At 68.5% G+C, this 22560-nt stretch carries 27 protein-coding genes; 15 read left to right on the forward strand and 12 right to left on the reverse strand.

Annotated features, from left to right (window positions below):
- Positions 1 to 22 precede the first annotated feature (22 nt).
- Positions 23 to 490 carry an anthrone oxygenase family protein gene (locus ACVBEQ_RS00615; RefSeq protein WP_447151473.1) on the reverse strand — a complete coding sequence of 156 codons (468 nt, stop codon included), beginning with the start codon at positions 488 to 490 and terminating at the stop codon, positions 23 to 25.
- Positions 487 to 1392: a Rossmann-fold NAD(P)-binding domain-containing protein gene (locus ACVBEQ_RS00620; protein WP_447151474.1), complete on the reverse strand. Its 906-nt coding sequence runs from the start codon at positions 1390 to 1392 to the stop codon at positions 487 to 489. Before ACVBEQ_RS00620 ends, ACVBEQ_RS00615 begins: the two co-directional genes overlap by 4 nt.
- Before the next feature lie 44 nt (positions 1393 to 1436).
- Here ACVBEQ_RS00620 and ACVBEQ_RS00625 point away from each other — a divergent pair, with 44 nt between their 5' ends.
- Positions 1437 to 2381, forward strand: coding sequence for an AraC family transcriptional regulator (locus ACVBEQ_RS00625; protein WP_447151475.1), 945 nt, complete (start codon positions 1437 to 1439; stop codon positions 2379 to 2381).
- Between the two features lie 21 nt (positions 2382 to 2402).
- Here the strand turns inward: ACVBEQ_RS00625 and ACVBEQ_RS00630 are convergent, their stop codons facing one another.
- Entirely contained in the window at positions 2403 to 3362 is a 960-nt protein-coding gene (locus ACVBEQ_RS00630) for a helix-turn-helix transcriptional regulator (protein ID WP_447151476.1), read from the reverse strand.
- Between the two features lie 100 nt (positions 3363 to 3462).
- On the opposite strand from ACVBEQ_RS00630, the gene ACVBEQ_RS00635 reads away from it, so the two are divergent.
- The 3 genes from ACVBEQ_RS00635 to ACVBEQ_RS00645 all read left to right on the forward strand — a co-directional run bounded on the left by ACVBEQ_RS00635 (position 3463) and on the right by ACVBEQ_RS00645 (position 5576).
- Positions 3463 to 3864 (forward strand): VOC family protein, encoded by a 402-nt coding sequence (locus tag ACVBEQ_RS00635; RefSeq protein ID WP_447151477.1) that lies wholly within the window; start codon positions 3463 to 3465, stop codon positions 3862 to 3864.
- Positions 3865 to 4092: 228 nt separating this feature from the next.
- Positions 4093 to 5349: an inorganic phosphate transporter gene (locus ACVBEQ_RS00640; protein ID WP_447151478.1), complete on the forward strand. Its 1257-nt coding sequence runs from the start codon at positions 4093 to 4095 to the stop codon at positions 5347 to 5349.
- Positions 5346 to 5576 carry a hypothetical protein gene (locus ACVBEQ_RS00645; protein WP_447151479.1) on the forward strand — a complete coding sequence of 77 codons (231 nt, stop codon included), beginning with the start codon at positions 5346 to 5348 and terminating at the stop codon, positions 5574 to 5576. The genes ACVBEQ_RS00640 and ACVBEQ_RS00645 overlap by 4 nt, the downstream gene beginning before the upstream one ends.
- Before the next feature lie 24 nt (positions 5577 to 5600).
- Here the strand turns inward: ACVBEQ_RS00645 and ACVBEQ_RS00650 are convergent, their stop codons facing one another.
- From ACVBEQ_RS00650 to ACVBEQ_RS00670, 5 genes are all read right to left on the reverse strand, one after another.
- Positions 5601 to 5936 (reverse strand): PadR family transcriptional regulator, encoded by a 336-nt coding sequence (locus ACVBEQ_RS00650; RefSeq protein ID WP_447151480.1) that lies wholly within the window; start codon positions 5934 to 5936, stop codon positions 5601 to 5603.
- Between the two features lie 61 nt (positions 5937 to 5997).
- The gene (locus ACVBEQ_RS00655; RefSeq protein ID WP_447151481.1) at positions 5998 to 6405 is read right to left on the reverse strand and encodes a hypothetical protein; all 408 of its coding nucleotides are present in this window, start codon (positions 6403 to 6405) and stop codon (positions 5998 to 6000) included.
- 89 nt (positions 6406 to 6494) lie between these two features.
- Complete coding sequence (locus ACVBEQ_RS00660; protein ID WP_447151482.1) at positions 6495 to 6887, reverse strand: hypothetical protein; 393 nt, start codon at positions 6885 to 6887, stop codon at positions 6495 to 6497.
- A 16-nt stretch (positions 6888 to 6903) separates the two neighbouring features.
- Positions 6904 to 7107 carry a hypothetical protein gene (locus ACVBEQ_RS00665; RefSeq protein ID WP_447151483.1) on the reverse strand — a complete coding sequence of 68 codons (204 nt, stop codon included), beginning with the start codon at positions 7105 to 7107 and terminating at the stop codon, positions 6904 to 6906.
- 62 nt (positions 7108 to 7169) lie between these two features.
- Positions 7170 to 7496, reverse strand: coding sequence for a PadR family transcriptional regulator (locus tag ACVBEQ_RS00670; RefSeq protein ID WP_447151484.1), 327 nt, complete (start codon positions 7494 to 7496; stop codon positions 7170 to 7172).
- Between the two features lie 102 nt (positions 7497 to 7598).
- On the opposite strand from ACVBEQ_RS00670, the gene ACVBEQ_RS00675 reads away from it, so the two are divergent.
- Positions 7599 to 8642, forward strand: a complete 1044-nt coding sequence (locus tag ACVBEQ_RS00675; protein ID WP_447151485.1) for a potassium channel family protein — start codon at positions 7599 to 7601, stop codon at positions 8640 to 8642.
- A gap of 1 nt (position 8643) precedes the next feature.
- Here ACVBEQ_RS00675 and ACVBEQ_RS00680 read toward each other — a convergent pair whose 3' ends face one another.
- Both ACVBEQ_RS00680 and ACVBEQ_RS00685 read right to left on the reverse strand, forming a co-directional pair.
- The gene (locus tag ACVBEQ_RS00680; protein ID WP_447151486.1) at positions 8644 to 9837 is read right to left on the reverse strand and encodes an extracellular catalytic domain type 1 short-chain-length polyhydroxyalkanoate depolymerase; all 1194 of its coding nucleotides are present in this window, start codon (positions 9835 to 9837) and stop codon (positions 8644 to 8646) included.
- 597 nt (positions 9838 to 10434) lie between these two features.
- Entirely contained in the window at positions 10435 to 10641 is a 207-nt protein-coding gene (locus ACVBEQ_RS00685; protein ID WP_447151487.1) for a hypothetical protein, read from the reverse strand.
- A gap of 376 nt (positions 10642 to 11017) precedes the next feature.
- On the opposite strand from ACVBEQ_RS00685, the gene ACVBEQ_RS00690 reads away from it, so the two are divergent.
- The 9 genes from ACVBEQ_RS00690 to ACVBEQ_RS00730 all read left to right on the forward strand — a co-directional run bounded on the left by ACVBEQ_RS00690 (position 11018) and on the right by ACVBEQ_RS00730 (position 20011).
- Positions 11018 to 11527: a hypothetical protein gene (locus ACVBEQ_RS00690; RefSeq protein WP_447151488.1), complete on the forward strand. Its 510-nt coding sequence runs from the start codon at positions 11018 to 11020 to the stop codon at positions 11525 to 11527.
- 38 nt (positions 11528 to 11565) lie between these two features.
- Positions 11566 to 12372, forward strand: coding sequence for an ABC transporter ATP-binding protein (locus ACVBEQ_RS00695; protein WP_447151489.1), 807 nt, complete (start codon positions 11566 to 11568; stop codon positions 12370 to 12372).
- The gene (locus ACVBEQ_RS00700; RefSeq protein ID WP_447151490.1) at positions 12369 to 13103 is read left to right on the forward strand and encodes an ABC transporter permease; all 735 of its coding nucleotides are present in this window, start codon (positions 12369 to 12371) and stop codon (positions 13101 to 13103) included. The genes ACVBEQ_RS00695 and ACVBEQ_RS00700 overlap by 4 nt, the downstream gene beginning before the upstream one ends.
- A gap of 93 nt (positions 13104 to 13196) precedes the next feature.
- The gene (locus ACVBEQ_RS00705) at positions 13197 to 14594 is read left to right on the forward strand and encodes a cytochrome P450 (RefSeq protein WP_447151491.1); all 1398 of its coding nucleotides are present in this window, start codon (positions 13197 to 13199) and stop codon (positions 14592 to 14594) included.
- A 44-nt stretch (positions 14595 to 14638) separates the two neighbouring features.
- Positions 14639 to 15490: an SMP-30/gluconolactonase/LRE family protein gene (locus ACVBEQ_RS00710; RefSeq protein WP_447151492.1), complete on the forward strand. Its 852-nt coding sequence runs from the start codon at positions 14639 to 14641 to the stop codon at positions 15488 to 15490.
- A 34-nt stretch (positions 15491 to 15524) separates the two neighbouring features.
- Complete coding sequence (locus ACVBEQ_RS00715) at positions 15525 to 16631, forward strand: aminotransferase class V-fold PLP-dependent enzyme (protein WP_447151493.1); 1107 nt, start codon at positions 15525 to 15527, stop codon at positions 16629 to 16631.
- 179 nt (positions 16632 to 16810) lie between these two features.
- Positions 16811 to 18367, forward strand: a complete 1557-nt coding sequence (locus ACVBEQ_RS00720) for a multicopper oxidase family protein (protein WP_447151494.1) — start codon at positions 16811 to 16813, stop codon at positions 18365 to 18367.
- 34 nt (positions 18368 to 18401) lie between these two features.
- Positions 18402 to 18821, forward strand: coding sequence for an ArsR/SmtB family transcription factor (locus ACVBEQ_RS00725; RefSeq protein WP_447151495.1), 420 nt, complete (start codon positions 18402 to 18404; stop codon positions 18819 to 18821).
- Positions 18818 to 20011, forward strand: a complete 1194-nt coding sequence (locus ACVBEQ_RS00730) for a cation diffusion facilitator family transporter (protein WP_473163153.1) — start codon at positions 18818 to 18820, stop codon at positions 20009 to 20011. Before ACVBEQ_RS00725 ends, ACVBEQ_RS00730 begins: the two co-directional genes overlap by 4 nt.
- 75 nt (positions 20012 to 20086) lie before the next feature.
- On the opposite strand, the gene ACVBEQ_RS00735 is transcribed toward ACVBEQ_RS00730, so the two are convergent.
- Entirely contained in the window at positions 20087 to 20452 is a 366-nt protein-coding gene (locus tag ACVBEQ_RS00735) for a nuclear transport factor 2 family protein (protein ID WP_447151497.1), read from the reverse strand.
- Positions 20453 to 20690: 238 nt separating this feature from the next.
- Between ACVBEQ_RS00735 and pdxR the strand changes: the two genes are divergently transcribed.
- A complete protein-coding gene (gene pdxR / locus ACVBEQ_RS00740) occupies positions 20691 to 22124 on the forward strand; it encodes a MocR-like pyridoxine biosynthesis transcription factor PdxR (protein ID WP_447151498.1) in 1434 nt (477 codons plus the stop codon).
- 151 nt (positions 22125 to 22275) lie between these two features.
- On the opposite strand, the gene ACVBEQ_RS00745 is transcribed toward pdxR, so the two are convergent.
- The gene (locus ACVBEQ_RS00745) at positions 22276 to 22551 is read right to left on the reverse strand and encodes a hypothetical protein (protein ID WP_447151499.1); all 276 of its coding nucleotides are present in this window, start codon (positions 22549 to 22551) and stop codon (positions 22276 to 22278) included.
- Between the last annotated feature and the right edge of the window lie 9 nt (positions 22552 to 22560).

Below are 22560 nucleotides of genomic sequence, written 5' to 3' on the forward strand. Positions count from 1 at the left end.
ACCGACGCCAGCGCCATCGACATCAGCGCAGCAGCCCGGCCAGCAGGACCGCCGCCGCGGCGATGGCGAACACCATCCTGAGCCGGTTCGCCCTCCTCCACCGCACGAGATAGCCGGCCCAGCCGGCAGCACCGTCCGCCGCCGCGAGCGCATTGTTCAGCGGCACGTTCCGCACCATGGTGGTCAGCAGCGTCCCGAACAGGTAGGCGGCCGCGCCGGCACCGAGCAGCACCCCACGCATGCTGTCGTCGGCCTGCACGGCAAGCACGCCGACCCCGACGGCCAGCGCCGCGGTGCCGAACAACGCGATCATCAGTGCCGGCCGCACGGCGGAGACGTTGATCGAGCGCATCGCCTGCGCGCCGCGACCGTCCGGGAGAGCGGCCAGGGCGTGCAGGACGAACGCGTCGAAGGCGAAGAAGACGCCACCCACGGTTGCGCTGCCCAACGCCGTCACCGTGACAAGGACGGACTGCGCTGCTGTGCTCATCGCACGACTGCAGGCTTGTCATCCCAGCCGCCGGCCGCCGCGGCGCGCCTGACGAAGTCACAGAAATCGCGGGCGGGCCGGCCGAGCGCGCGCTCGACCCCGTCGCCGATGACGCTGTTCCGCCCGTCCAGGACGTCGGTGAACAGGTAGGCCATCAGCTCTGTCACCTCCGGCGGCACGCCGGCGGCAGCCATGGCCGCGGTGTACTCGTCGAGGGCAACGGCGCGGGTTCGGGCAGGAATACCGGTGGCGGCTGCGATCTCGGCGACCGCCTGACCGAACGTGATCAGCCGCGGACCCGTCACGTCGTACACCCGGCCGGCGTGCCGGTCGTCGGTCAGTGCTGCGGCCGCCACATCGCCGACATCGTCGACGTCGACGAAAGGTTCCAGAACATCCCCGACCGGGACGGCGAGTTCCCCGGCGAGCAGGTCGTCGCGGAAGAACCCCTCGCTGAAGTTCTGCGCGAACCAGCTCGCCCGCACCACGGTGACCGTGGCGTGCGTACCGCTGGCCGCCGCACGGACGAGATCTTCCGCGCGTTCGGCTTCCTCCTCCCCTCGGCCGGCCAGCAGCACCCTCCGGGAGACACCGGCACCGACAGCGGACCGGGCGAATGCGCCAACGGTGTCGGCGGCGCCCGGAACGGCGAGGTCGGGGTGGTAGCAGAGGTACACGGCGCGTACGCCGTCGAGCACCCGGTCCCAGGTTGCGGCGTCGTGCCAGTCGAAGGGCGGGTCGCCGCGGCGCGAACCGACCCGGGTCGGCACGCCGCGGCCGTGCAGCCGTTCCATCACCCGACGGCCGGTGCGGCCGGTTCCGCCGAGTACGAGAGTCGTTGTCCTGTGGGTCCGGTGAGCGTCCATGAAGACATTCCACCGGCCGAGTGCAAGACGATCCATGGCCAGGACGCTTGAAAACATACGTCCGCGTCTACGCTCACCGAATGGACTCCGTCGTCGGCCTGCTGGACGGCCCCCGCGCCCGCGGCGCATTCGTGTTGCGGTCGGTGATGCGCCCGCCGTGGTCGCTCCGGATCCAGGACCGGGCGCCGCTCACGGTGGTCGCGATGGCCGCCGGCTCCGCGCACATCCAGCCGGACTCGGCGCCCGCCGACGTTCTCCGGCCCGGCGACGTCGCCGTGCTGCGTGGACCCGACGCGTACACGATCGCCAGCGAGGAGGGCATCGCCCCGCAGGCGGTGATCCATCCCGGGCAACGCTGCACGACGGTGGACGGGCACGAACTGGTGGACATCGCGAGCCTCGGGATGCGGACCTGGGGAAACGATCCCGCGGGTCAGGTCGTGATGATCACCGGTACCTACACCCAGCACCATGAGATCGGGCGGCATCTGTTCGCTGCGCTGCCTCCGTTGGTGACGCTGCGAGCGGACCAGTGGGACCAGCCGCTGGTCGCGCTCGTCGAACGTGAAGCGACCTTCGACCGGCCGGGCCAGGAGGCAGTCCTCGACCGCCTGCTCGACCTGCTGCTGGTCGCCGGGTTGCGTGAGTGGTTCGCCGGGCACGGGGCGGACGAGCCGGGCTGGTATCGGGCGACGACGGATCCCGTCGTCGGAAAGGCGGTGCGGCTGATGCAGAACGCGCCGTCGCGACCGTGGACGGTGGGGAATCTGGCTGCCGCGACGGGTGTCTCACGGGCGGTGTTCGCCCGCAGGTTCGGCGAGCTGGCCGGCCAGCCGCCGATGACGTTCCTGACCACCTGGCGGCTGGACCTGGCGGCCGATCTGCTGCTGGAGCCCGAGGCCACCCTGGCATCGGTCGCGCGTCAGGTCGGGTACGCGAATCCCTTCGCGCTCAGTTCGGCCTTCAAGAGGGTGCGCGGCATCAGCCCGCAGCAGCACCGGGCCGCGCATCGCCCGTCGAACTGAGCGTCCGTCGGTCCCTCGGGGTCACCGCTGTTCCTGCGGGACGGCGTTGCGGTCGACGAGCTCGGCGCCGAGGCGGGCGAGCTGCGCCCGAACCGCCGCGGACTCCTCCACCTCGACGAGGTCGCCCCAGCCCGCAAGCTGCTGCGCGATCATCAACGGAGTCGGAGCGGCCACCCGGATCCTGGTGCGGCCGTCGGGCAGCGACCCCAGCACGACGCAGTGCCGCCCGAACTGCGACCGCAGCACACCGGCGAACCGCTGCTGGATCAGCACCGTTGCCGAGTCCGTCGAGCGACGCAGTTCGATCTCGTCGACGACCCGGTCCCAGGCTTCCGAGAGCTGGAAATCGGCCGGCCGGTCCGCGGGGACATCGGTGAGGACCACTTCGACGACCCGGTCCACCCGGAAGGTCCGTTGACCCTTGTTGGTCCCTGCCAGCAGATACCAGGTCTCGTCCTTGTCGACGAGGCCGAGCGGATCGACCGTTCTCTCGGACCGGCGGCCGGCCCGGTTGGTGTACGTCAGCCGCAGCTTGCGCCTGCGAACCACGCCCTCCTGCAACGCGTCCACCAGCGCCGTCCGGGGACGATCACGCTCGCCCCAACCGGCCGGGTCGATGACGACAGCGTCCGACGCGGCCTCGGCGTCCGCCCTGAAGGTGTCGGGAAGTGCCCGGACCAGCTTGCGGAGCGCCGCTTTCGCCTGTGGTGACAGCGCGGCGGCCGGTCCGACGAGCAGGAACAACGCCCTGGCCTCGGGGGCGGTCAACCCGGTGAGATCGGTCCGCGCACCGCCGACCAGCGACCATCCGCCGCCGCGGCCCGGTTGCGGGTAGACGGGGACGCCGGCTGCGGACAGTGCCTCCAGATCGCGGCGGGCGGTCGCGGTCGACACCTCGAGTTCGGCCGCAAGCTGGGCGGCGGTCACCCGGCCTCTGGACTGCATCAGCAGCAGCACTGCCACCAACCGGTCCGCGCGCATGGCGGAATTCTCTCCTGCAAAGTGCTCATGACGTGAGCACTTTGGCCGGAATGCTGTGCAATATCGGCGAAAGTCGCCGGGTTCGAAGAAAGGAACCGCCATGTTGCAGGGCCTGGCCACCATCTCCTTCTACGCAGCCGACCTCGAGGCGGCGCGGCAGTGGTACACCGATCTCCTGGGTATCGATGCCTACTTCCAGATGCCCGGTTACATCGAGTTCCGGATCGGCCGCGACGAGGACGAGCTGGGCATCATCGACCGCCGCTACGCCCCCGCCGGCGAACCGGGGGCGCCGGGAGGTGCGGTCGTGTACTGGCACGTCGATGACGTCGCTGCCGCGCTCGCCTCGTTGGTGTCACGCGGAGCAACCGAATTCCAGCCTGTGACGGACCGTGGTGACGATTTCGTCACGGCGGCCGTCATCGATCCGTTCGACAACATTCTCGGGGTGATGTACAACCCTCATTACGTCGAGATCGGCTCTCGCACAACGCAGGAATGAGTGTGGGCGGGCGATCGTTGTGGACGGTGGTCGACCTGATCCTGATCGGGTAATGACGGGATGACCCGCCAGGGATACGGTGACGGAACGGGACTGAAACGGGACAAAGGACCCTGTACGGACAGTGGTCATGAACAGAGTATTAACGAGTCCCGCACCCTCGGCCTCAACCCAGAAACGGTGGATAGAAGCGACCATGACGCACTTCGAGTGGCTGGCGGGTACTCCATGACAACCACCCTTTTCATCGTCTCGATCGTGGTTGTGACCGCCCTGTTCTTCGACTTCACCAACGGCTTCCACGACAGTGCGAACGCGATGGCCACCTCCGTTGCGACCGGTGCACTCCGGCCTCGCACCGCGGTGCTGATCGCCGCGATCCTCAACGTCGTCGGCGCCTTCCTCTCCACGGAGGTGGCCAAGACGATCTCCGGTGGCATGGTCAACGACGCGTTCATCACCCCGACGATGATCTTCGCCGGACTGGTCGCTGCGATCCTGTGGAACCTGACCACCTGGTTGTTCGGACTCCCGTCCAGCTCGTCGCACGCGTTGTTCGGCGGGCTGATCGGCGCCGTTCTCGTCGGGGCGGGCATCTCCGGCGTGAACCCCTCGGTCATCGTCTCGAAGATCCTGCTCCCCGCCGTGATGGCGCCGCTGGTGGCCGGCCTCGCAGCCGCGACGGCGATCTTCCTGATCGGGAAGTTTTTCAAGCGGGCCGATGACGAGCCGGCCGCCGGCTGGTACCGCCGGGCGCAGACGATCTCGGGTTCGATGATCGCGCTCGCCCACGGCACCTCCGACGGACAGAAGACCATGGGCGTCATCACCCTGGTGCTGATCACCGGCGGCTACCAGGCAGCCGGTAGCGGTCCACAGACCTGGGTCATCGCAGCAGCCGGCCTGGCGATCGGTGCGGGCACTTACTCCGGCGGCTGGCGGATCATGCGGACGATGGGCAAGGGCCTGGTCGATCTGCATCCCGCACAGGGCTTCGCCGCCGAGACCACATCGACGGTCGCGATCCTCGCCTCCGCTCACATGGGCTTCGGTCTCTCCACCACCCAGGTGTGCTCCGGCTCGGTCATCGGTAGCGGTGCCGGCCGGAACATCAAGAAGGTGCGCTGGGGGACGGCACGCAAGATGTTCTACGGCTGGCTGCTCACTCTTCCTGCTGCCGCGATCTTCGGCGGCATCGCCTCCGCGATCGCACTGCGGGGCACCATCGGCGTCATCATCGTTCTCGCTGCGCTGATCGCCGGAACCGCTGTGATCGTGAAGATCTCCCGCCGTACCGCCGTCACCTCGCACAACGTCACCGATGACGTCGTCGTCAAGGTGAAACTGGGCCGCTCGAAGGACGAGGAGCTGGCAATGGCCGGCGCACCGTCTGCCGACGGCATCACCCCCATCATCATCTCCCAGCCCACCGCCAGCCATCAGCCGGTCAGCACCGACACGTCCTCGAAGGGTCCGCAGTCATGACAATCAAATGGGACGCTCTCGGGCTCGTCGCCCTGGTGACCCTGGTAGGTGCGATCGGCATCGTGAGCCTGTTCTCACTCGGCGTCGGAGCATTGAGTTCGTCCAACCGGGCGAAGGGCGGAGCGGCCGCCATTCTGACCACCGCCGCCGGGTACCTTTTCCTCGCACTCGCCGGAGCGATCGCCGTGTATGGCGTCTACATGATCATCCCGGCGCTGCACAAATAGCGTCACCAACCTCTGCCGGTCGACCTATGACAGCTCGCCGGCAGGACGAAGTCGGGTGATGATCCTGGTTCGGGCCTGATAGGCCTTCGCCAGGGCATCACTCGCAAGGGCCGCCCCATCCGCAGTCAGCCGGTAGTACCGGCGGCGGGGGCGGCCCTTTTCGCGTGGGTCGACCTCTTCCCACGAAGACCGTAGCCAGCCCAGCGCCTCGAAGCGGGCCAGGATCGGGTGCACGGTCCCGCTCGGCAGACCGGTGGCCCCGCAGATCTCCAGCCCGTACACGTCCTCGGTGCGGCGATCCAGCAGGGCCCGCAGGACGGCCTGGGTCGTCTGCGTCATGCGGGGCTGGGAGTCGGGCACGGTCTTATGCTACGTAGCTGGTCGGCTGGACGGCGGATGCCGCTGCGGACCGGTCAACGGATCAACCGCCTCCACCAACAGTTCCGTTGAAGGCCATCCCCGTTGGCGGGGGCGCGCCGTATTCCGGCGGATCTTTGGGCTTGCCACACCGATCGCACCGCAGGTACGCGCGACCTCGCATCTCCGGGTTGTCGTCCTGCACCGGCAGGTAGTGATGAAGCCTGAGCCTGCACCGCCAGCTCTTGGTCACGGTCAAGTCATCGATGACGTCCACCTGGCGCAACGCCTTGCGCAACGAGAACGACCCCACCAGCAACGTCCCCGCCTGGAAGACCTGCGATGACCACGACAATTCGGCGAGCTCCGCCCGGAACTCCTCCCGGTAGCGGTCCCTCGACGCCGCCGGAAGTACGCGGATGACCACCGCCAGAAGGATTCTTGCGAACGGCTGCGGTTGCGGACCGATCACCGGTTCAACCCTTCACGTCATGAAATGCAGGATGGCGTGGCGGCCGACGCCTTCGGGTAGTTGGAGCTTCAGATGCAGCGCGCCGACAATCACACGCCCGCGACACCAAGGGCTGTCCCCGGCATGGGACCGTATTCGTCCTTGTCCTTCGGCTTGCCACAACGGTCGCAACGCAAGTAATGACGCCCCCGCATCTCGGGGTTGTCGTCCTGCGCCGGCAGATAGTGATGACGTCCGAGCCGGCAGCGCCAGCTCTTTCCCACTGTCAGATCCTCGATGACGTCCACCTGACGCAAAGCCTTGCGCAGTGAGAACGACCCAACCAGCAACGTCCCGGCCTGGAAGACCTGCGACATCCCCCCGAGTTCGGCCAGCTCCGACCGGAACTCCTCCCGGTAGCGGTCCCTCGATGCCGCCGGCAGCACCAGCACCACAACCCCGAGCAGCAATCGCGCGGGGAGGTGGGGCCGGGGTCCGATCATGGCGGCGGAAAGTTGCTCAGAAACCGGGGAACACGTTTTGCCAACTCGGCTTGCCGTACTCCGGGGGATCCTTCGGTTTGCCGCAACGATCGCACCGCAGGTACGAGTGCCCGCGCATCTCGGGGTTGTCGTCCTGCACCTGCCGATAGTGATGACGGCCCAGCCGGCACCGCCAATGGCTCTGCAGGGTCGGATCCTCGACGACATCCATCACAGTCACGCCTCTCGAGCGGAGGCCGAAGTCCGAGGGAGCTCCGGCCGCAACGATGGGGGACAGCCTTGTCAGGCTGTGTCTGCAGCGGGCCGCAATCGCCCGCGGGGAACTGCGGCGGCACTCGCAAGTGCGCCCCGGGCCATCGCCAGGCCATCGGCACTGAGCCGGTAGTGCCGTCGACGCGGCCAGCCCTGCTGTTTGGTTGTCGGTGGGTCCCAGCCGCTTTCCAACCAGTGAACGGCTTCCAGCCTCGCAAGCACCGGGTAGATCTCCCCGGCCGAGAGCCCTGTCCCGGTGACCAACTGCGTCACGTGGTGCTCCGCCGCCGGATCGGCGACCAGTTCCACGAGCACCCCACGTGTGGCCCGCGTCAACTGGACATTCGCACCCGGCATGGTCTTACTCTACTTAGCCCCTGCCGATCCGGCAATACCTTCGCAACGATTTGAGTGGATTGTCGCGGGCACGCACGATGTGCGCAGAGCCCTGGAGGAAAAGTGACCGACACGAGCACCGCTGCACACGTCATCACGCCGGAAGCGCCGAAACGCCGGCGCACGCAGCGCCGGGCCGAGCTATACCGGAAGTGGGTCGCGGCGACGACCCGCCCGTTGGACGTGCTGGCGCTGGTCTTTCTGGTCGACTTCCTCGGGGAGCGACTGGTGGACAACGGGCCGTCATGGTTTCAGCCTTGGACCACGGCGGTGTCGCTGCTGATCTGGCTGGCGTTCGCCGTCGACTACATCGTCCGGCTCGTTCTTTCCCCGGAGCGCTGGCCGTTCATCCGCACACACAAGCTGGACCTGGTGATGGTACTGCTGCCCATGCTCCGGGTGGTTCGCGTCGTCCTGCTGCTGCGGAAGTCCTTCCGGACGATCTCCATGGAAAAGATCGCAGGCTCCTTGTTCACGATCGTCGTCGTCGTGGTGGTCAGCGGCGCCGTCCTGGAGTGGCGGGTGGAATCGGGCGCGCCGAACGCCAACATCACCAGCCTGGGTGTGGCGTTCTGGTGGGCGATCGTCACCACGACCACCGTCGGCTACGGCGACACGTATCCGGTGACCCATATCGGGCGGCTGATCGCCTCGGTGATCATGGTCGTCGGGATCGGCCTCATCGGCACGGTCTCGGCAACCGTCGCGGCCTGGTTCGTGAGCCGCAAGGAACAGGCGCGCGACGATCAGGCAAAGGCAGACCGCGCCGAAGCCCGCAAGCAACGCCGACTCCGGCTCAAGCGCGCCATGTCGATGTCCGGGGCTCCGGCAGCGGAGGCGACGGACGGGCAAAGCGTCGACGCTGCACCGGACGCGGCCGCGCAGACGATGACCGACGCGCGCGATGACGACGCGGGTGATGACGACGCGGGTGATGACGACGCGGACCAGCACGCTGGCGTCGCCTCCGAGGACGAGATGGTGGATGAGGTGACATCTCTGAGCGACACGGTCGCCGCCCTCACGACGCAGATCCAGGCGCTGACGGCCCAGCAGGAGGCACTGCGTGCGAGCATCGACAGGCTCGTGGCCTCACGCGCCGGCTGACCTACCCGGCGAGTTCGGCATCCGCTGTCGTGGACCGGTGCGATGCGAAGAACTTCCACATCTCCGTGCTCGCCCGCGGTCCCCGCTGATCGCTGTAGGAGCCGGCTGCGGATCCGCCTGACCAGGCATGGCCCAGGCCCTCGACGAGCCACAACTCGAGCACTTTGCGTCCCCCGGCGTACCACCTGCTGACCCGGTAGCCGCGCCGGCTCCGGGCGGAAACCGGCCGGACCGGCACAGCCGTCGTGGTCCTGGGTGGACCGACCGGCGGATGTGGACCGACCGGCGGATGCGGACCGACCGGCGGATGTGCACCGACCGGCGGATGTGCACGCCCTCCGGGCTGGGGCCCACCGGCCCCTCCTGGGCCCGTCCGGGACGTCAACCACTGGTCCGCGACCCGCTGCCCGTTGGTCGCCCGGACGGTGCTGTCGGCCGTGCCCTGGAAGACCACCATCGGCGGCATCGGTTGCAGCGGACCGTGTTCGGCCGCAGTGAGGGTGCCGGCGCCGCGCATCGCTGCGAGCGCGTTGGCCGGACCGGACGCCGACCGGTACGGCGGGGCGGAATGCACCCCCACCGCCGCGAAGAGCTCGGGATAGGTCGCGGCGAGCACGACCGCCATCGCGCCCCCCGCGGAGATGCCGGCGACGTAGATCCGGGACGGGTCGATCCGCCACGGCGAAGCCTCCTGCACGACCTTGCGGACGATCCCGGCAATGATCGCGGGCTCCCCCGCTCCCCTGGATTGGTGCGCCGGCCGGAACCAGTTCCAGCAGCGTTGGCCGTTGTGGGTGCCGCTCTGCTCCGGGTAGACCACCACGAACTGGTGCCGGTCCGCGAGGTCGTTGAACCGGGTGCCGGCGGCGAAATCGAGGCCGTCCTGCCCGCATCCGTGCAGCGCGACCAGCAACGGCACCTTCGCCGTGCGACGGATCCCTCGGGGGACGTAGAGGCGGTACGCGCGTGACCCGGCCGCACCGGTGAATCTCCCGTGCCGCCAACTGCCCTTGCCAATGGCGGCAGGCGAGCGAGAGGCGGCCGGGCGGGACGGTGTCCCGAGTGGTGCGCTCCGCAGGGACCTGGGGCGGGCGACGGTCGCCGGCGCGGGGCGACGGCGCTTCTTCCTTGCAACAGGCGGTAGGAAGGCCTGGAACACAGCAGCGGGAAGACCCGCTTTCCGGCGTCGTGCCACGGTGCGGTGGTGTCAGTCGCCGGCCGGGATCTCCAGCCGGCCCTCCACGTACTCGGGCCTGGCCTTGAACGTGCCGGTGATGAAGATCATCGATGCCCCTGACCCGATCGTGGGACGGCCCCGCCGTCCGTGCCTGAGTCAGCACCCTAACGGGGTGGCGCCAGCCATCTCACTGACAGGTCGTCGATGGACCCGAGACCGCGTCAATTCAGGACCACCGACTGCCGATGCTATGACGCTCCGGCCACCGATGGCAGTGAAGGCGGATGCGCCGGCGTCACGGGCGAGATCGGTTGCTGCGGTGAGCATCTCGACGTCCGCCCATATCCCGGTCCGAACGATGTCGGTGCGTGCGGAAGATCCGCAATCCGCGCCCGATGCCGGTCCGGGCGGGTTCCGGAGACGACAAACGCCCGTGGACCACGATTCGACCGCGACGCCCAGTCCGGCGGAGGCCACGCTGGATCCGGTGCGCTCGAGCGGCCCGGGCTCGGGCCGAATATCACCGAGCCGGCGGTACCAAGAAAAATGAAAGCGGTACCCGCGCGCATTGCACGGGCCCGCTGAAAATCGTGCCAGCTATTGCTGGAAGAAAGGCTACTTCGCCGCGTCGATATTGCGGACGACTCTATTCAGCCGGCGCGTCAGCCATTCTGCTCTTTCCGCCTCCGGGCCGGTCACCGATCCCAGACCGGTTGAAATCTCTGACAATTCCTCGACATAACCTTCGCGCCCGACCTGCGTGGCGTCCTTCCAGGTTTGCTCTATGGTGCTGATTCTGCGGCTCATCGTCTCGACGGACATAGTTTCTCCTTAGTTGGCCTCAGTCTACCCCCGAAACGGGATTTTCCTGGTCCCGCCCACCGTCGAGGGTGCGACGTCCGGAGCGTTGCGGCAATCCTCGGGAGATTTCGGCAGGCGTCGAGGAGGCGTCTGCCGACGTGTCGGAACAACCTCTGTGGTGACGAACCAACGGCCGCGGAGGTTGGTTCGTGACGACAGGCGTTGCAGCGAGCCGTCACCGCACCGGCGTCCGGCGTACCGTGTCCCGTGTCCCGTGTCCCGTGTCCCGTGTCCCGTGTCCCACTGAGGAACCGACGGACTGCCGACCGGGCTCGGCAGCGCGGCATTTTGGGCGTTACGGTGTATTTCTGTCGTTCAACGTCGAGAGGGATTCGTCATGAAGCAGTCGGTACTGCGGTCGCTGAGCGAGAAGGACGCCGCCCTGCTGATCGAGACGAAGCGCCGCAACATGGAAACCCTTGACGAGGATGAACTTCTCGACCTTCACGCCCGGGTGCGACGGGCACGGAACAAGCATTCCAAGAACTACCGGCGCAGCGCGGCGGAGCGCGTGCAGTCCACCGGCACCAGGGGTGGCGCGCGACCGTCGAATCAACGCAACAGGGACCGCGCGGAGGCACTCGAGGACGCCCTGGCCAGGGTCAGCCGCCGCCTTGCGACCGTCGCCCGGCGCAGTGCGACAGCGTTGCGGGTCGAACGACTGGCGGCTGCGAGCGCCGTCAGCGGCGATCCAAGAGTCCGGTCGAGCGCACCGAAGGGCAAGGCCGGCACCCGACCGGCCGACCGGGCCGCCGACAAGCGCCCGAAGACCCCGGCCCGCAAGAAGCGCAACGCTTCGTCGGCGGCGGCGGGAGCCCGCCGTCAGGCCCGCAAGGACAACCGCTGAAGAAGCCCCCGCAGGGTGGCCGGCGCTAGTTTCATCACATGCCTCGTCATCGTGGGGACGCCGCCATCCGCATCGATCACCTGCGGGTGGTGCGCGGCGGGCGACCGGTGATCCACGACCTGTCGCTGACAGTTCCGACCGGCCAGCTGGTCGGGTTGCTCGGACCCAGCGGGTGCGGCAAGACGACGCTGATGCGTTCGATCGTCGGGGTCCAGAATGTGGCGTCCGGCACCGTCGAGGTCCTCGGCGAGGCGGCCGGCAGTGCGGGCCTGAGGTCGCGGATCGGTTACCTCACCCAGGCGCCCAGCGTGTACCAGGACCTGACCATCGCGCAGAACCTGCGCTACTTCGCGCAGGTGATCGGGATTCCGCGCAAGGGACTCGATGACGAGGTCACCAGGTTGCTCGGGCTGGTGGACCTGACCGATCACGCGACCGCACGCGCCGGCAACCTCTCCGGCGGGCAGATCTCCCGGGTGTCCCTCGCCGCGGCGCTGGTCGGCACGCCGGACGTGCTGGTCCTCGACGAACCGACAGTCGGGCTCGACCCCGTGCTGCGCCGCGATCTGTGGGCAATCTTCCGCACGCTGTCCGAGAGCGGGGTCACGCTGCTGGTGTCCAGCCACGTCATGGACGAGGCGGTCCGCTGCGATCGGCTGCTGCTGATGCGGGCGGGAGCCGTGCTGGCGGACGATACCCTGGCCGGGGTCTTCGCCGCGACCGGGACCACCGACGCGGATCAGGCCTTCCTGACGCTTGTCGACCGGGCGGCGGCCGCGGATCAACCGACGACTCCCCCGTCGGCGAACACCGGAACTGCCGCAGCGGAAGGACAGTCGTCATGACCGCCACGCTCACCTTCGCGACCGCGGGCCGGGTGCTGGCGCAGATCCGGCACGACCGGCGCACCGTGGTGCTGCTGCTCGTCGTGCCGTGCGTCCTGATGGGCCTGCTCGCCTGGATCTATCTGAACACCCCTGTGTTCGACGCGATCGGCGCGCCGCTGCTCGGCATCTTCCCGTTCCTGACGATGTTCCTGGTCACCAGCATCGCAACGTTGCGCGAGCGGCAGTCCGGCACGTTGGAACGACTGCTGGCGATGCCGCTCGCCAAGGGCGATCTGATCGGCGGCTACGCGCTGGCGTTCGGCCTGCTGGCGGCGGTGCAGGCCTCGGTGGCCTCGGCGTTCGCGCTCCTGGTGCTGGGTCTCGACGTTGCCGGTGCGGCCTGGCTGCTGCTGCTCGTCGCCGTGGTCGACGCGATACTCGGGACCGCGCTGGGATTGTTCCTGTCGGCGTTCGCTGCCACCGAATTCCAGGCGGTCCAGTTCCTTCCCGCATTCGTTCTGCCGCAATTCCTGTTGTGCGGCTTACTGGTGCCGCGGGATCAACTTCCTGATGTGCTGCAATGGATCTCGAATGTCCTGCCGCTGTCGTATGCCGTCGATGCGATGCAGACCATCACCGCCGACCCGAACGGCACCGCGGATGTGCTCCGCGACGTTGCCGTTGTCGCCGGCTTCGTCGTCGCGCTGATCGCCCTGGGCGCGGGCACCCTCCGCCGCCGCACCCCCTGAGCCACGACCGGATCAACAGGTTCCCATTCACCCTTGGTGCTGGAAAGGGCGCATGCGAAGCTGGGACGAGAGCTCTCGGCACGGGGGGACGCGATGGGTGAACAACTGCTGGAAAAGCAGCCCAGGCAGGTACCGGCCCTGCGCAGCGCGCCCGTCATCGGCGCGGCGGTCGAACTCCAACGGGACTTCCTCGGCACCGTCCTCCGCGCGAGCCGGGAGGTCGGTGACGTCGCCCGGATCAGCGCCGGCCCGCCGGGGTGGCGGCGGGTTTTCTACAGCGTCTGCTCACCCGACGCCGTCACCCAGGTGCTGGGACAGCCGGACCTCTACACCAAGCGGACCTCCACCTACGGCGTCGTCCGCACCGCGCTCGGAAACGGGATGCTGACCAGTGAAGGGGAGCAATGGCGTCGTCAGCGCCGCTTTCTGGCTCCGGTTTTCACGCCCCGCCGGATCACCGGGGAATACGCGGAAATCATGATGGACGAGGCCTCGAGCCTGAAGGAAAGATGGGCGGACGTCGCCGCGAACGGCGGCATTGTCGACGCTCATGCGGAGATGATCGGCGTCACCTCGCGGATCATCGGCCGAATTCTTTTCGGCGCCGACATGACCAACGCGATTCCGCGCATCATGGTCGCCTCCTTCGTCAACGAGGCACTGCTGCGCCGCGGACTCATGCCCCATGCATTGCCGATGTGGGCACCGACGCCGGGCAACCGGAAGCTGGCGGCGGGCGTGGCCGACATTCGTCGCGTTGTCGCCGACATCGTTGCCGCGCGGCGTGCGCGGCCGACCGCCGAACCGACCCAGGACATGCTCGGTCTGCTGTTGAGCGCGCGCGACGACGAGAACGCGGCCGACCGGCTCAGCGACCAGGAGGTCGCCGACCAGATCTTGATCTTCATGCTCGCCGGGCACGAGACCACCGCCACGGCACTGGCCTGCGCGCTGTTCGAGCTCTCCCGCTCGGAGCACTGGCAGCAACAGCTTCAGCAGGAGATCGACGAGGTGCTGGGCGATCGGCCGCCGACAGCCGCGGACATCGCCCGACTGACCTGGACCGACCGCGCGGTGCGGGAGACCATGCGGCTCTACCCGTCGGCCCACAGCATCGGGCGGCATGTCGAACGGGAGGACGTGATCGGCGGATATCGCATCCCCGCCGGCGCGGATGTGGTGATCTCGCCGTTCGTGGTGCACAGATCGTCCCGGGTGTGGCCGGATCCGGATGTCTTCGATCCCACCAGGTTCGACGTTCCGCAGGGCACATCACCCGGCGGTCACCGCCACGCCTGGATTCCGTTCGGGGCCGGTCCGCACACCTGCGTCGGGATGCAGTTGGCGCTGCTCGAGGCGCCGCTGGTGCTCGCGACCATCCTGCAGGCGTTCCGGCTGGAAACGGATATGACGTCCCTGCCGTTGATCGCAGCGGTCAGCCTTCGCCCGGCCACCGCGGTACCCCTCCGGCCGACCGCTCGGCAGCCCTGAACCCGAAGGCCACCCGGCGTGATCGACCGTGCACAATCGCGGGCATGACGCTCGAGGCCGAACAGGTGACCGACCCGGTGACGTTCCACGGTGAGGGCCCGGTGTGGTCGCCGAGGTGGGGCGGCCTGCGCTGGGTGGACATGTTCGCCGGCGACATCCTGTCGCTGACGGACGGTGAGGTGCAGCGCCGGCACGTCGGGACGATCGCCGCCGTGGTCCGTCCGCGGCGCACCGGTGGCGCCGTCATCGCGGTCGAGCGAGGGTTCGCCTTCGAGGAAACCAACGGCAGCATCACCGTTCTCGATCACCTGTGGGACCACGACAAGGCACGGATGAACGAAGGCGGCTGCGACCCGGACGGCCGTTTCTACTGCGGATCGATGGCGTACGACCAGCAGCCCGGCGCCGGCAAGCTCTACCGGCTCGACCCGGGCGGCACCGTGGAGGTCGTCCTCGAGGACGTCACTGTGTCAAACGGACTCGAGTGGAGCCCGGACGGCTCGCTCGCCTACTACGTCGACACCCCGACCGGCGCCGTCGATGTCTTCGACTACGACCCGCAGTCCGGGCTGACCGGCAGGCGGACCTTCGCCCGTATCCCGGACGGTGAGGGCATGCCGGACGGGTTGACCGTGGACAGCGAGGGCGGGGTGTGGGTGGCCGTCTACGGCGGGAGCAAGGTTCTGCACTACTCCGACGGCGGCGTGCTGGACGAGGTCGTCCGCGTTCCGGCCACCAACGTCACGGCCTGCACGCTGGGCGGTGACAACCTCGACGAGCTGTTCATCACCACGTCCCGCGAGGGGCTCGAGGACGGCCAGGACCCGTTGGCGGGTTCGTTGTTCCGGGTACCGGCCGGTGCCCGGGGCGTGCCCGTGCGTGAGTTCGCCGGCTGACGGGATGACGGACGGTGCTGCTTGACTGGCTCCCATGACTGCTGTTCCGGCCGAGCAGCCATCGGCACCTGACCTCCCCGCCGACCTGTCAAAGGCCGCGACCCTCTGGGACGTCGACCCCGGCTACCTCAACACGTCGTCCTACGGCGTGCCGCCGCGCCCGGGATGGGATGCCCTGCAGGCCGCCCAGAATGACTGGCGGGCCGGCCGCACGAGCTGGGAGCCGTGGGCCGATTCCGTCGAGGAGTCACGGCGGCTGTTCGCCGCGCTGGTGGGGGGGGACCCGGCGACGGTGGCCACCGGCGCCGCCGTCTCCCAGCTGCTGGCCCCGGCGGCGAATGCGGTGCCCGACGGGGGTGTCGTCCTGGTCCCGGATGTGGAGTTCACCTCGAACGTCTTCCCGTGGGGCGTGCACGCCGACCGTGGGGTGACCGTCCGGTCGGCGCCCGCGAACCGGCTCGCCGAGGCCATCACCCCGGACGTCGACGTCGTCGCGTACTCGGCGGTTCAATCAGCGACGGGCGAGGTCGCGGATTCAGCGGCGATCGGCCGCGCCGCCCGGGAGGTCGGCGCGGTCACCGTTGTCGACGCGACACAGGCCATCGGTTGGCTGCCGTTCGACGCCGACAGCGTCGACCTGCTTGTCTGCGGCGCCTACAAGTGGCTGTGCAGTCCCCGTGGCACAGCCTTCCTGGCACATCACCGCGACCTCGCCGATCGTCACCCCGCCTTCGCCGAACGGCTCACACCCCTTGCCGCCGGCTGGTTTGCCGGTGAGTCCGTGCACGACTCGTATTACGGGCTGCCGGTGCGGCTCTCGCGGGACGCGCGGCGCTTCGACATCTCGCCGGCCTGGCATTGCTGGGTGGGGACGGCGCCGGCGCTCCAGGTGCTGGCGACCGTCGGCGTCGAGGCGATCGGGCGGCACAACGTCGGGCTGGCGAATCGATTCCTGACCGAACTCGGTCAGCAGCCATCCAACTCGGCCATCGTCAGCGTCCCCGCCGAACCCGCCGCCGTGGAACGGCTGACGGCGGCGGGTGTGCGATTCGGGATGCGGGCGGGCAGAGTCCGGGTCGCCTTCCACCTCTACTCGACGGCGGATGACGTCGCACTGGCTGTGGGCGCCCTCCGCGGCTGACCGCGCGGCCCGGTCGGTGGCATGGGAAGCCGAAGTCGCTTGAGCAGCAACGCGTTCACCGCGACCAGCAGGCTCGAGCCGGACAAAGTGCGCCATCCCGCCAGGACCGGGTCGTTCGACCCTTGCCGCCCTCCCTACCCGGTGCGCACGATGAAGTATGGCGAGGGCGGTGATTCGCGATGCCGAAGATGAGTCGCCGGCGGGCATTGCAGCTGGTCGGACTGGGCGCCGCGGGGCTCGCCGCCGGCGGCGCCGGATTGGCGTGGGCGGACATGAAGACGCCGGACCAGGCGGGACCAGCGACCTTGCTGCAGCCCGACATCATCAGCAGCCGGCGAGGGTCGCTGGACGTTCGTCTCGAAGCGGGAATGGGAACGGGCCTGCTCGCCGGACGGTCGGCGACGACCCTGCGCTACAACGGCGGCGTTCCCGGCCCGACCCTGCACCTGATGCCGGGTGACCATCTCGGCATCGACCTGGTCAACGGACTGGACGAGCCGACCAACCTGCACACCCACGGACTGCAGGTCTCGCCGAACGGCAACAGCGACAACCCCTTCGTCGTCGTGCAACCGGGTGAGACCTTCCACTACGACTACCGCATCCCGACCGACCATCCGACCGGGACATTCTGGTACCACCCGCACCACCACGGGATGGTCGCCGATCAGGTCTACGGCGGCCTGTACGGGGCGATCATCATCGGCGACACCGTGCCGGCGGACACCGAACGGGTCCTGGTCATCTCGGACCTCACCCTCGACGGCGACGGGACCGTACCGCCCGTCTCGGCCATGCAGCGTCGTTTTGGCCGCGAGGGCGAACTGGTCCTGATCAATGGTCAGCTCCGCCCCGAGCTGACCGCCGTTGCGGGCACCCGGGAACGCTGGCGGATCGTCAACGCCTGCGTCTCCCGCTACCTGCACCTGCGGTTGGACGGGCAGGACCTGCTCCTGCTCGGCATCGACCTGCCGCTCGAAGAGCCGTATGACGTCACCCAGGTGCTGCTCGCACCGGGCAATCGCGCGGACCTTCTGGTCGACATCAGGCCTGGGTCGAGCACGTTGCAGGCCGTGCCGTACGACCGGGTCGCCCCGGGGATGGGCATGCCCGGCATGGGATCCGGAGGCATGGGATCCGGAGGCATGGGATCCGGAGGCATGGGATCCGGCGGCATGGGATCCGGAGGCATGGGATCCGGCGGCATGGGAGGCGGCGGCATGGGAGGCGCTTCGGCTCACCCGGCACCCATTGATCTTGCCGTCCTCACCGTGACCGGTGACGCCCCACCATCCGGCGAACCCGCCCCCGCTCCCACCTCGCCCAGGGTTCCGCGGATTCGCGGGGCGGATGTGGTCGAGCGACGGACGCTCACGCTGGCCATGGGCATGGACATGGCGGAATCGTCGCCGTTTTCGTTCACCATCGACGACCGGCACTTCGATCCCGACCGGGTTGATCAGCGTGCTGCCAGGGGCGCCGTCGAGGAGTGGACGATCATCAACACCAGTGAGATGGACCACCCGTTCCATCTCCATGTCTGGCCGATGCAGGTGGTCCGGATCGACGGGACGCACGTCGAATCCCCGACCTGGCAGGACGTCGTCACGGTCCCCGCACGGAGCAGCACCGTCGTCCGGATCAGGTTCGACCGGTACGCCGGCCGCACCGTCTATCACTGCCACGTTCTCGACCACGAGGACCTCGGGATGATGGGCGTCCTCCAGGTCGGCTGAGCGTTCGACCGGCCCGAGTTGCTATTATCTGCGCATGAATGCAGATAGTGCTGAAGAGACGCGTGCGCTACCGGCGGACCAGGTAGCTCTGGCCGTCGAGGTGTTCCGCATGCTGGCCGACGGCACCCGGGTCCAGATCCTGTGGGCGCTGATCGACAGGGAGATGTCGGTCAACGAGCTGGCCGACACCATCGGCAAACCCGGTCCGTCGGTGTCCCAGCATCTGGCGAAGCTGCGGATGGCCCGGCTGGTCCGCACCCGTCGCGAGGGCACCCAGATCTTCTACCAACTCGAGAACGACCACGTGCGTCAACTGATCATCGACGCCGTCCACAACGCCGAGCACGCCGGTCCGTCCATTCCTGCCCACCACCGCGCGTCCGTCACCGCGGTCGACGCGGGCGCAATGCAGGACAGCCGCGTCGCACGGCGAACGGCCGGCGGGCGACCATGACGCGTCACCCCGCTGACCGTTCCGAGCACCAGCACCCGGGACACGACCGCGACCACTCGGGGTCTGACGGCCATTCCGACGACAGCAATTTGCACGCTCGTTCCGGCCACGGCCATTCCCACGATCACGGCCATTCCCACGCCCATTCCGGCCACGGCCATTCGCACGATCACGGCCATTCCCACGCCCATTCCGGCGACAGCCATTCCCACGACCACCATTCCCACGACCACCCGACCGGCCTGAAAGGCGTTCTGCTCTCGGTGTTCCGGCCGCACAGCCACGACAGCGCGGACTCCGTGGACTCCGAACTCGAGGGCAGCGCGCACGGCATCCGCGCGGTCAAGATCAGCTTGGTCGCCCTCGGCGTCACCGCCATGCTCCAGTTGGCGGTCGTCGCCATCAGCGGGTCGGTCGCACTGCTGGCCGATACGGTCCACAACTTCTCGGATGCATTGACCGCCATCCCGTTGTGGATCGCGTTCGCGCTGACGCGGCGCCGGGCGTCACGCCGCTACACCTACGGCTACGGGCGCGCGGAAGATCTTGCCGGCCTGTTCATCGTCGCGATGATCGCTCTTTCCGCGGTCATCGCGGGGTGGGAGGCGATCCGGCGGTTGATCGATCCCGCCCCGATCGAACACCTCGGGTGGGTGGCCGTGGCCGGGCTGATCGGATTCGCAGGCAACGAACTCGTTGCGCTGTACCGCATCCGCGTCGGCCGGCAGATCGGATCCGCCGCGCTCGTCGCCGATGGGCTGCATGCACGGACGGACGGCCTGACGTCGCTGGCGGTGGTTGCCGGCGCGGGCGGTGTCGCGCTGGGTTGGCCTGCGGCAGACCCGATCATCGGCCTCGTCATCGCCTTCGCGATCCTGTTGGTGTTGCGGTCGGCGACCCGGGACGTGTTCCGGCGGTTGATGGACGGCGTCGATCCGGCCACCGTCGACGCCGCCGAATCCAGCCTGCTCGGCACCCCGGGGGTGCGCACTGTCCGCGACCTCCGACTTCGTTGGCTCGGGCACACACTGCAGGCGGACGCCGACATCGAGGTCGATCCGACCCTGTCGCTGACCGAGGCGCACGAGATCGCCCACCACGCGGAGCATCGACTGCTGACCGATGTCCGACGGCTGACCGCGGCGTCGATCCACACCAGCCCGGCGGGAAGCCATCCCGCTCCGGTGTGATCCGCGCAGGTCCACCGCTGGTGCGTGTGGACCGCGGACCGGGCTAGCCGGCCGCCCGACGACCCTGCGCCGCCGCTATTCGGCGGCGGCTGGCTCGGTGAGTTCCACTGTGTACGAGGTGATCTCGGTGATCCGGCCGTCAGTGAAATCGAAGATGTCGCAGGACGCGACGACCGACAGCACTCCACTGGGCTCCCGATACTCGCTGATCGAGTCGACAACGACGGAGTCGGCGGCCTCGATGACACGGAACCTTCGGAATCGGGTCGTCACCGCTGTGAGTTCCTCGAGGGTCCGCTCGCAGGCCGCGATCACCTCCTGTTTCCCGGTCAGCGTGGCGCCGCCGACCATCACCCACCGCACGTCGTCCGCGAGCTGCGGGTAGGCCTCGGAGAAGCGATGGCGGCAGAAGGCCTCGGCGACGGCCGCCTGCTGCGTCATGTCCTCCGACCCTCTCGGTCTGACGAACGCACCGCGGCCGCCCGCAACTCGGCGCGGACATGTGGTTCCGACCTCAACATCGCGTTCTCGAACTGACGGATGCCCCGTCGGTCGGACAGCCGTTGCTGCAGACGATTGATGGATCTGATTCGCATGACGTGCCTCCGGCTCGGACGTTCGGACTCCCTGGTGATGTTCACCCTGACAGCCCACTGGTCCGCCGGTAAGGTCCAGTTCGATGACCGAAATCAGGACCAGTTCTGTCAGCGGCGTGGAACTGCTGGTGCCGTTGGACCGCGACGCCGGAGCGCCCCTGCACCGGCAGGTGGAGACCGCGATCCGCGATGCGATCCGCTCGCGGCGGCTCCGGCACGGGACTCCGGTTCCGTCGTCGCGGAGCCTGGCCGCCGACCTGGGCGTCTCCCGCGGTGTGATCGTGGAGGCATATGAGCAGCTGGTGGCGGAGGGGTACCTGCTGACGCGGGCCGGCGGGTCGACCACTGTCGCTTCCATCGGCGGGGCACCGGCGAGTCCGCTGTCTCCGAGCACCCCGGTCGCGGTGACGCAGCGGCCCACATTCGACATGCTCTACGGCCGGCCCGACGTGACACAGTTTCCCCGTGCCGCATGGCTGCGGTCGGCAAGGCGGGCGATCAACGACACCCCGTCGGAGCGGTTCATCTACCTCGACGGCAGAGGTGCGCCGGAGCTTCGTAACGCCCTTGCCGATTACCTCAACCGGGTGCGCGGCACGTGGGCGGACCCCGAGAAGATGTTGATCTGCAACGGGTTCGCGCAGGGGTTCGCCCTCGCGACGCAGGTCCTGTGGGCGGCCGGAGTCCGGCGTTTGGCGGTTGAGGACCCGTCGTTCGAGGACGTGCGTTCCGCGGCCGCGGCCAGGGGCATGGAGGTCGTCGGTATCCCTGTGACCGAAGCCGGTGTCGACGTGGACGCCCTCGAGCGCAGTGGTGCGCAGGCGGTCCTGGTCACCCCCGCCCACCAGTTGACGGGAGCGGTCCTCTCCCCCGAGTCGCGTACCCGGTTGGTGTCGTGGGCGGAGCAGGCCGACCGGCTCATCATCGAAGACGACTACGACGCCGAGTTCCGTTACACGCAGACACCTGTCGGAGCTCTGCACGGACTGGCTCCCGATCGCGTGCTCTACATCGGGTCGGCCAGCAAGACGCTCGCGCCAGGATTACGGCTCGGGTGGATCATCGCGCCGGACCGCTTGGTCGACGCACTGGCCGCGGCGAAGGTCCAGGCAGACCGCGGCTCGCCGGTGCTGGACCAGCTGACGTTCGCGGACTTCCTGGTCCGCGGCGAATACGACCGGCACCTGAGACGAATGCGCCCGATCTACCGAGGCCGCCGGGATGCCCTGTTGCGTGCCCTGTCCGATCAACTTCCCGGGCTTCGCCCGTCTGGAGTGTCGGCGGGGTTGCACCTGATCGCTCACCTCCCGGCGGGTGCCGATGAAGACGCTGTCGTGCGAGCCGCAGCGGCGCGGGGAGTGGCCGTCAACGGTCTCGCACCGCACCGCATCACGCCCGGGCCGCCGGCGCTGATCTTCGGCTTCGCCGCGCTGAACGAGCGCGCGATCACCCGGGCCGTTGCCGCTCTCGCCGACGCATGCACGGCATTGCCCGGTGACCTTACTGTCCGGCCCTGACACGAACCGCCCACTGCCACACCAGCAGGGTCCCCGGTCCGAAAGTCCCTGCTGAAACGACACTCGACCCGCCCGCGGGACCGGGCGTGCCCGGCTGGATCCGAGCGGCGAGAACCACTGTCGAGAGCAGCGCCGGTTCACCCCCGGGATGTCAGGCCTGGAAACGGCCGGCAGCTGCCAACTCCCGCTTCGCGCGGTTGTTGTCGATCGCGTTCTCGATCCGGTCGAGCAGCGGAGAAACGTCCGACCCGTCCGATTCGGCCCCGTCGGTCCGCTGCTGCACCACGAGGCCGGCGACTCTGTCGCGCATGTCCAGCAACACCGAATGATCGCTGTCGAAACGGGAGACATCCGTGCGTGCCGGATCCCGGTCCTCGATGATGGCCAGCGTTTGGGCGATCTCGGCGACGTCGGGTTGATCTGCCATGACGACTCT

The organism is Nakamurella sp. GG22 (assembly GCF_052976845.2).

Excerpts from the sequence above, each read along its gene's own strand:
- ACVBEQ_RS00700 (WP_447151490.1), top strand. The coding sequence starts at position 12,369 with ATGACCGCCACGCTCACCTTCGCGACCGCGGGCCGGGTGCTGGCGCAG.
- ACVBEQ_RS00615 (WP_447151473.1), bottom strand. The coding sequence starts at position 490 with ATGAGCACAGCAGCGCAGTCCGTCCTTGTCACGGTGACGGCGTTGGGC.
- ACVBEQ_RS00620 (WP_447151474.1), bottom strand. The coding sequence starts at position 1,392 with ATGGATCGTCTTGCACTCGGCCGGTGGAATGTCTTCATGGACGCTCAC.
- ACVBEQ_RS00640 (WP_447151478.1), top strand. The coding sequence starts at position 4,093 with ATGACAACCACCCTTTTCATCGTCTCGATCGTGGTTGTGACCGCCCTG.
- ACVBEQ_RS00645 (WP_447151479.1), top strand. The coding sequence starts at position 5,346 with ATGACAATCAAATGGGACGCTCTCGGGCTCGTCGCCCTGGTGACCCTG.
- ACVBEQ_RS00695 (WP_447151489.1), top strand. The coding sequence starts at position 11,566 with ATGCCTCGTCATCGTGGGGACGCCGCCATCCGCATCGATCACCTGCGG.
- ACVBEQ_RS00635 (WP_447151477.1), top strand. The coding sequence starts at position 3,463 with ATGTTGCAGGGCCTGGCCACCATCTCCTTCTACGCAGCCGACCTCGAG.
- ACVBEQ_RS00625 (WP_447151475.1), top strand. The coding sequence starts at position 1,437 with ATGGACTCCGTCGTCGGCCTGCTGGACGGCCCCCGCGCCCGCGGCGCA.
- ACVBEQ_RS00690 (WP_447151488.1), top strand. The coding sequence starts at position 11,018 with ATGAAGCAGTCGGTACTGCGGTCGCTGAGCGAGAAGGACGCCGCCCTG.
- pdxR (WP_447151498.1), top strand. The coding sequence starts at position 20,691 with ATGACCGAAATCAGGACCAGTTCTGTCAGCGGCGTGGAACTGCTGGTG.
- ACVBEQ_RS00720 (WP_447151494.1), top strand. The coding sequence starts at position 16,811 with ATGCCGAAGATGAGTCGCCGGCGGGCATTGCAGCTGGTCGGACTGGGC.
- ACVBEQ_RS00715 (WP_447151493.1), top strand. The coding sequence starts at position 15,525 with ATGACTGCTGTTCCGGCCGAGCAGCCATCGGCACCTGACCTCCCCGCC.
- ACVBEQ_RS00725 (WP_447151495.1), top strand. The coding sequence starts at position 18,402 with ATGAATGCAGATAGTGCTGAAGAGACGCGTGCGCTACCGGCGGACCAG.
- ACVBEQ_RS00745 (WP_447151499.1), bottom strand. The coding sequence starts at position 22,551 with ATGGCAGATCAACCCGACGTCGCCGAGATCGCCCAAACGCTGGCCATC.
- ACVBEQ_RS00685 (WP_447151487.1), bottom strand. The coding sequence starts at position 10,641 with ATGTCCGTCGAGACGATGAGCCGCAGAATCAGCACCATAGAGCAAACC.
- ACVBEQ_RS00730 (WP_473163153.1), top strand. The coding sequence starts at position 18,818 with ATGACGCGTCACCCCGCTGACCGTTCCGAGCACCAGCACCCGGGACAC.
- ACVBEQ_RS00660 (WP_447151482.1), bottom strand. The coding sequence starts at position 6,887 with ATGATCGGACCCCGGCCCCACCTCCCCGCGCGATTGCTGCTCGGGGTT.
- ACVBEQ_RS00705 (WP_447151491.1), top strand. The coding sequence starts at position 13,197 with ATGGGTGAACAACTGCTGGAAAAGCAGCCCAGGCAGGTACCGGCCCTG.
- ACVBEQ_RS00670 (WP_447151484.1), bottom strand. The coding sequence starts at position 7,496 with ATGCCGGGTGCGAATGTCCAGTTGACGCGGGCCACACGTGGGGTGCTC.
- ACVBEQ_RS00630 (WP_447151476.1), bottom strand. The coding sequence starts at position 3,362 with ATGCGCGCGGACCGGTTGGTGGCAGTGCTGCTGCTGATGCAGTCCAGA.
- ACVBEQ_RS00710 (WP_447151492.1), top strand. The coding sequence starts at position 14,639 with ATGACGCTCGAGGCCGAACAGGTGACCGACCCGGTGACGTTCCACGGT.
- ACVBEQ_RS00735 (WP_447151497.1), bottom strand. The coding sequence starts at position 20,452 with ATGACGCAGCAGGCGGCCGTCGCCGAGGCCTTCTGCCGCCATCGCTTC.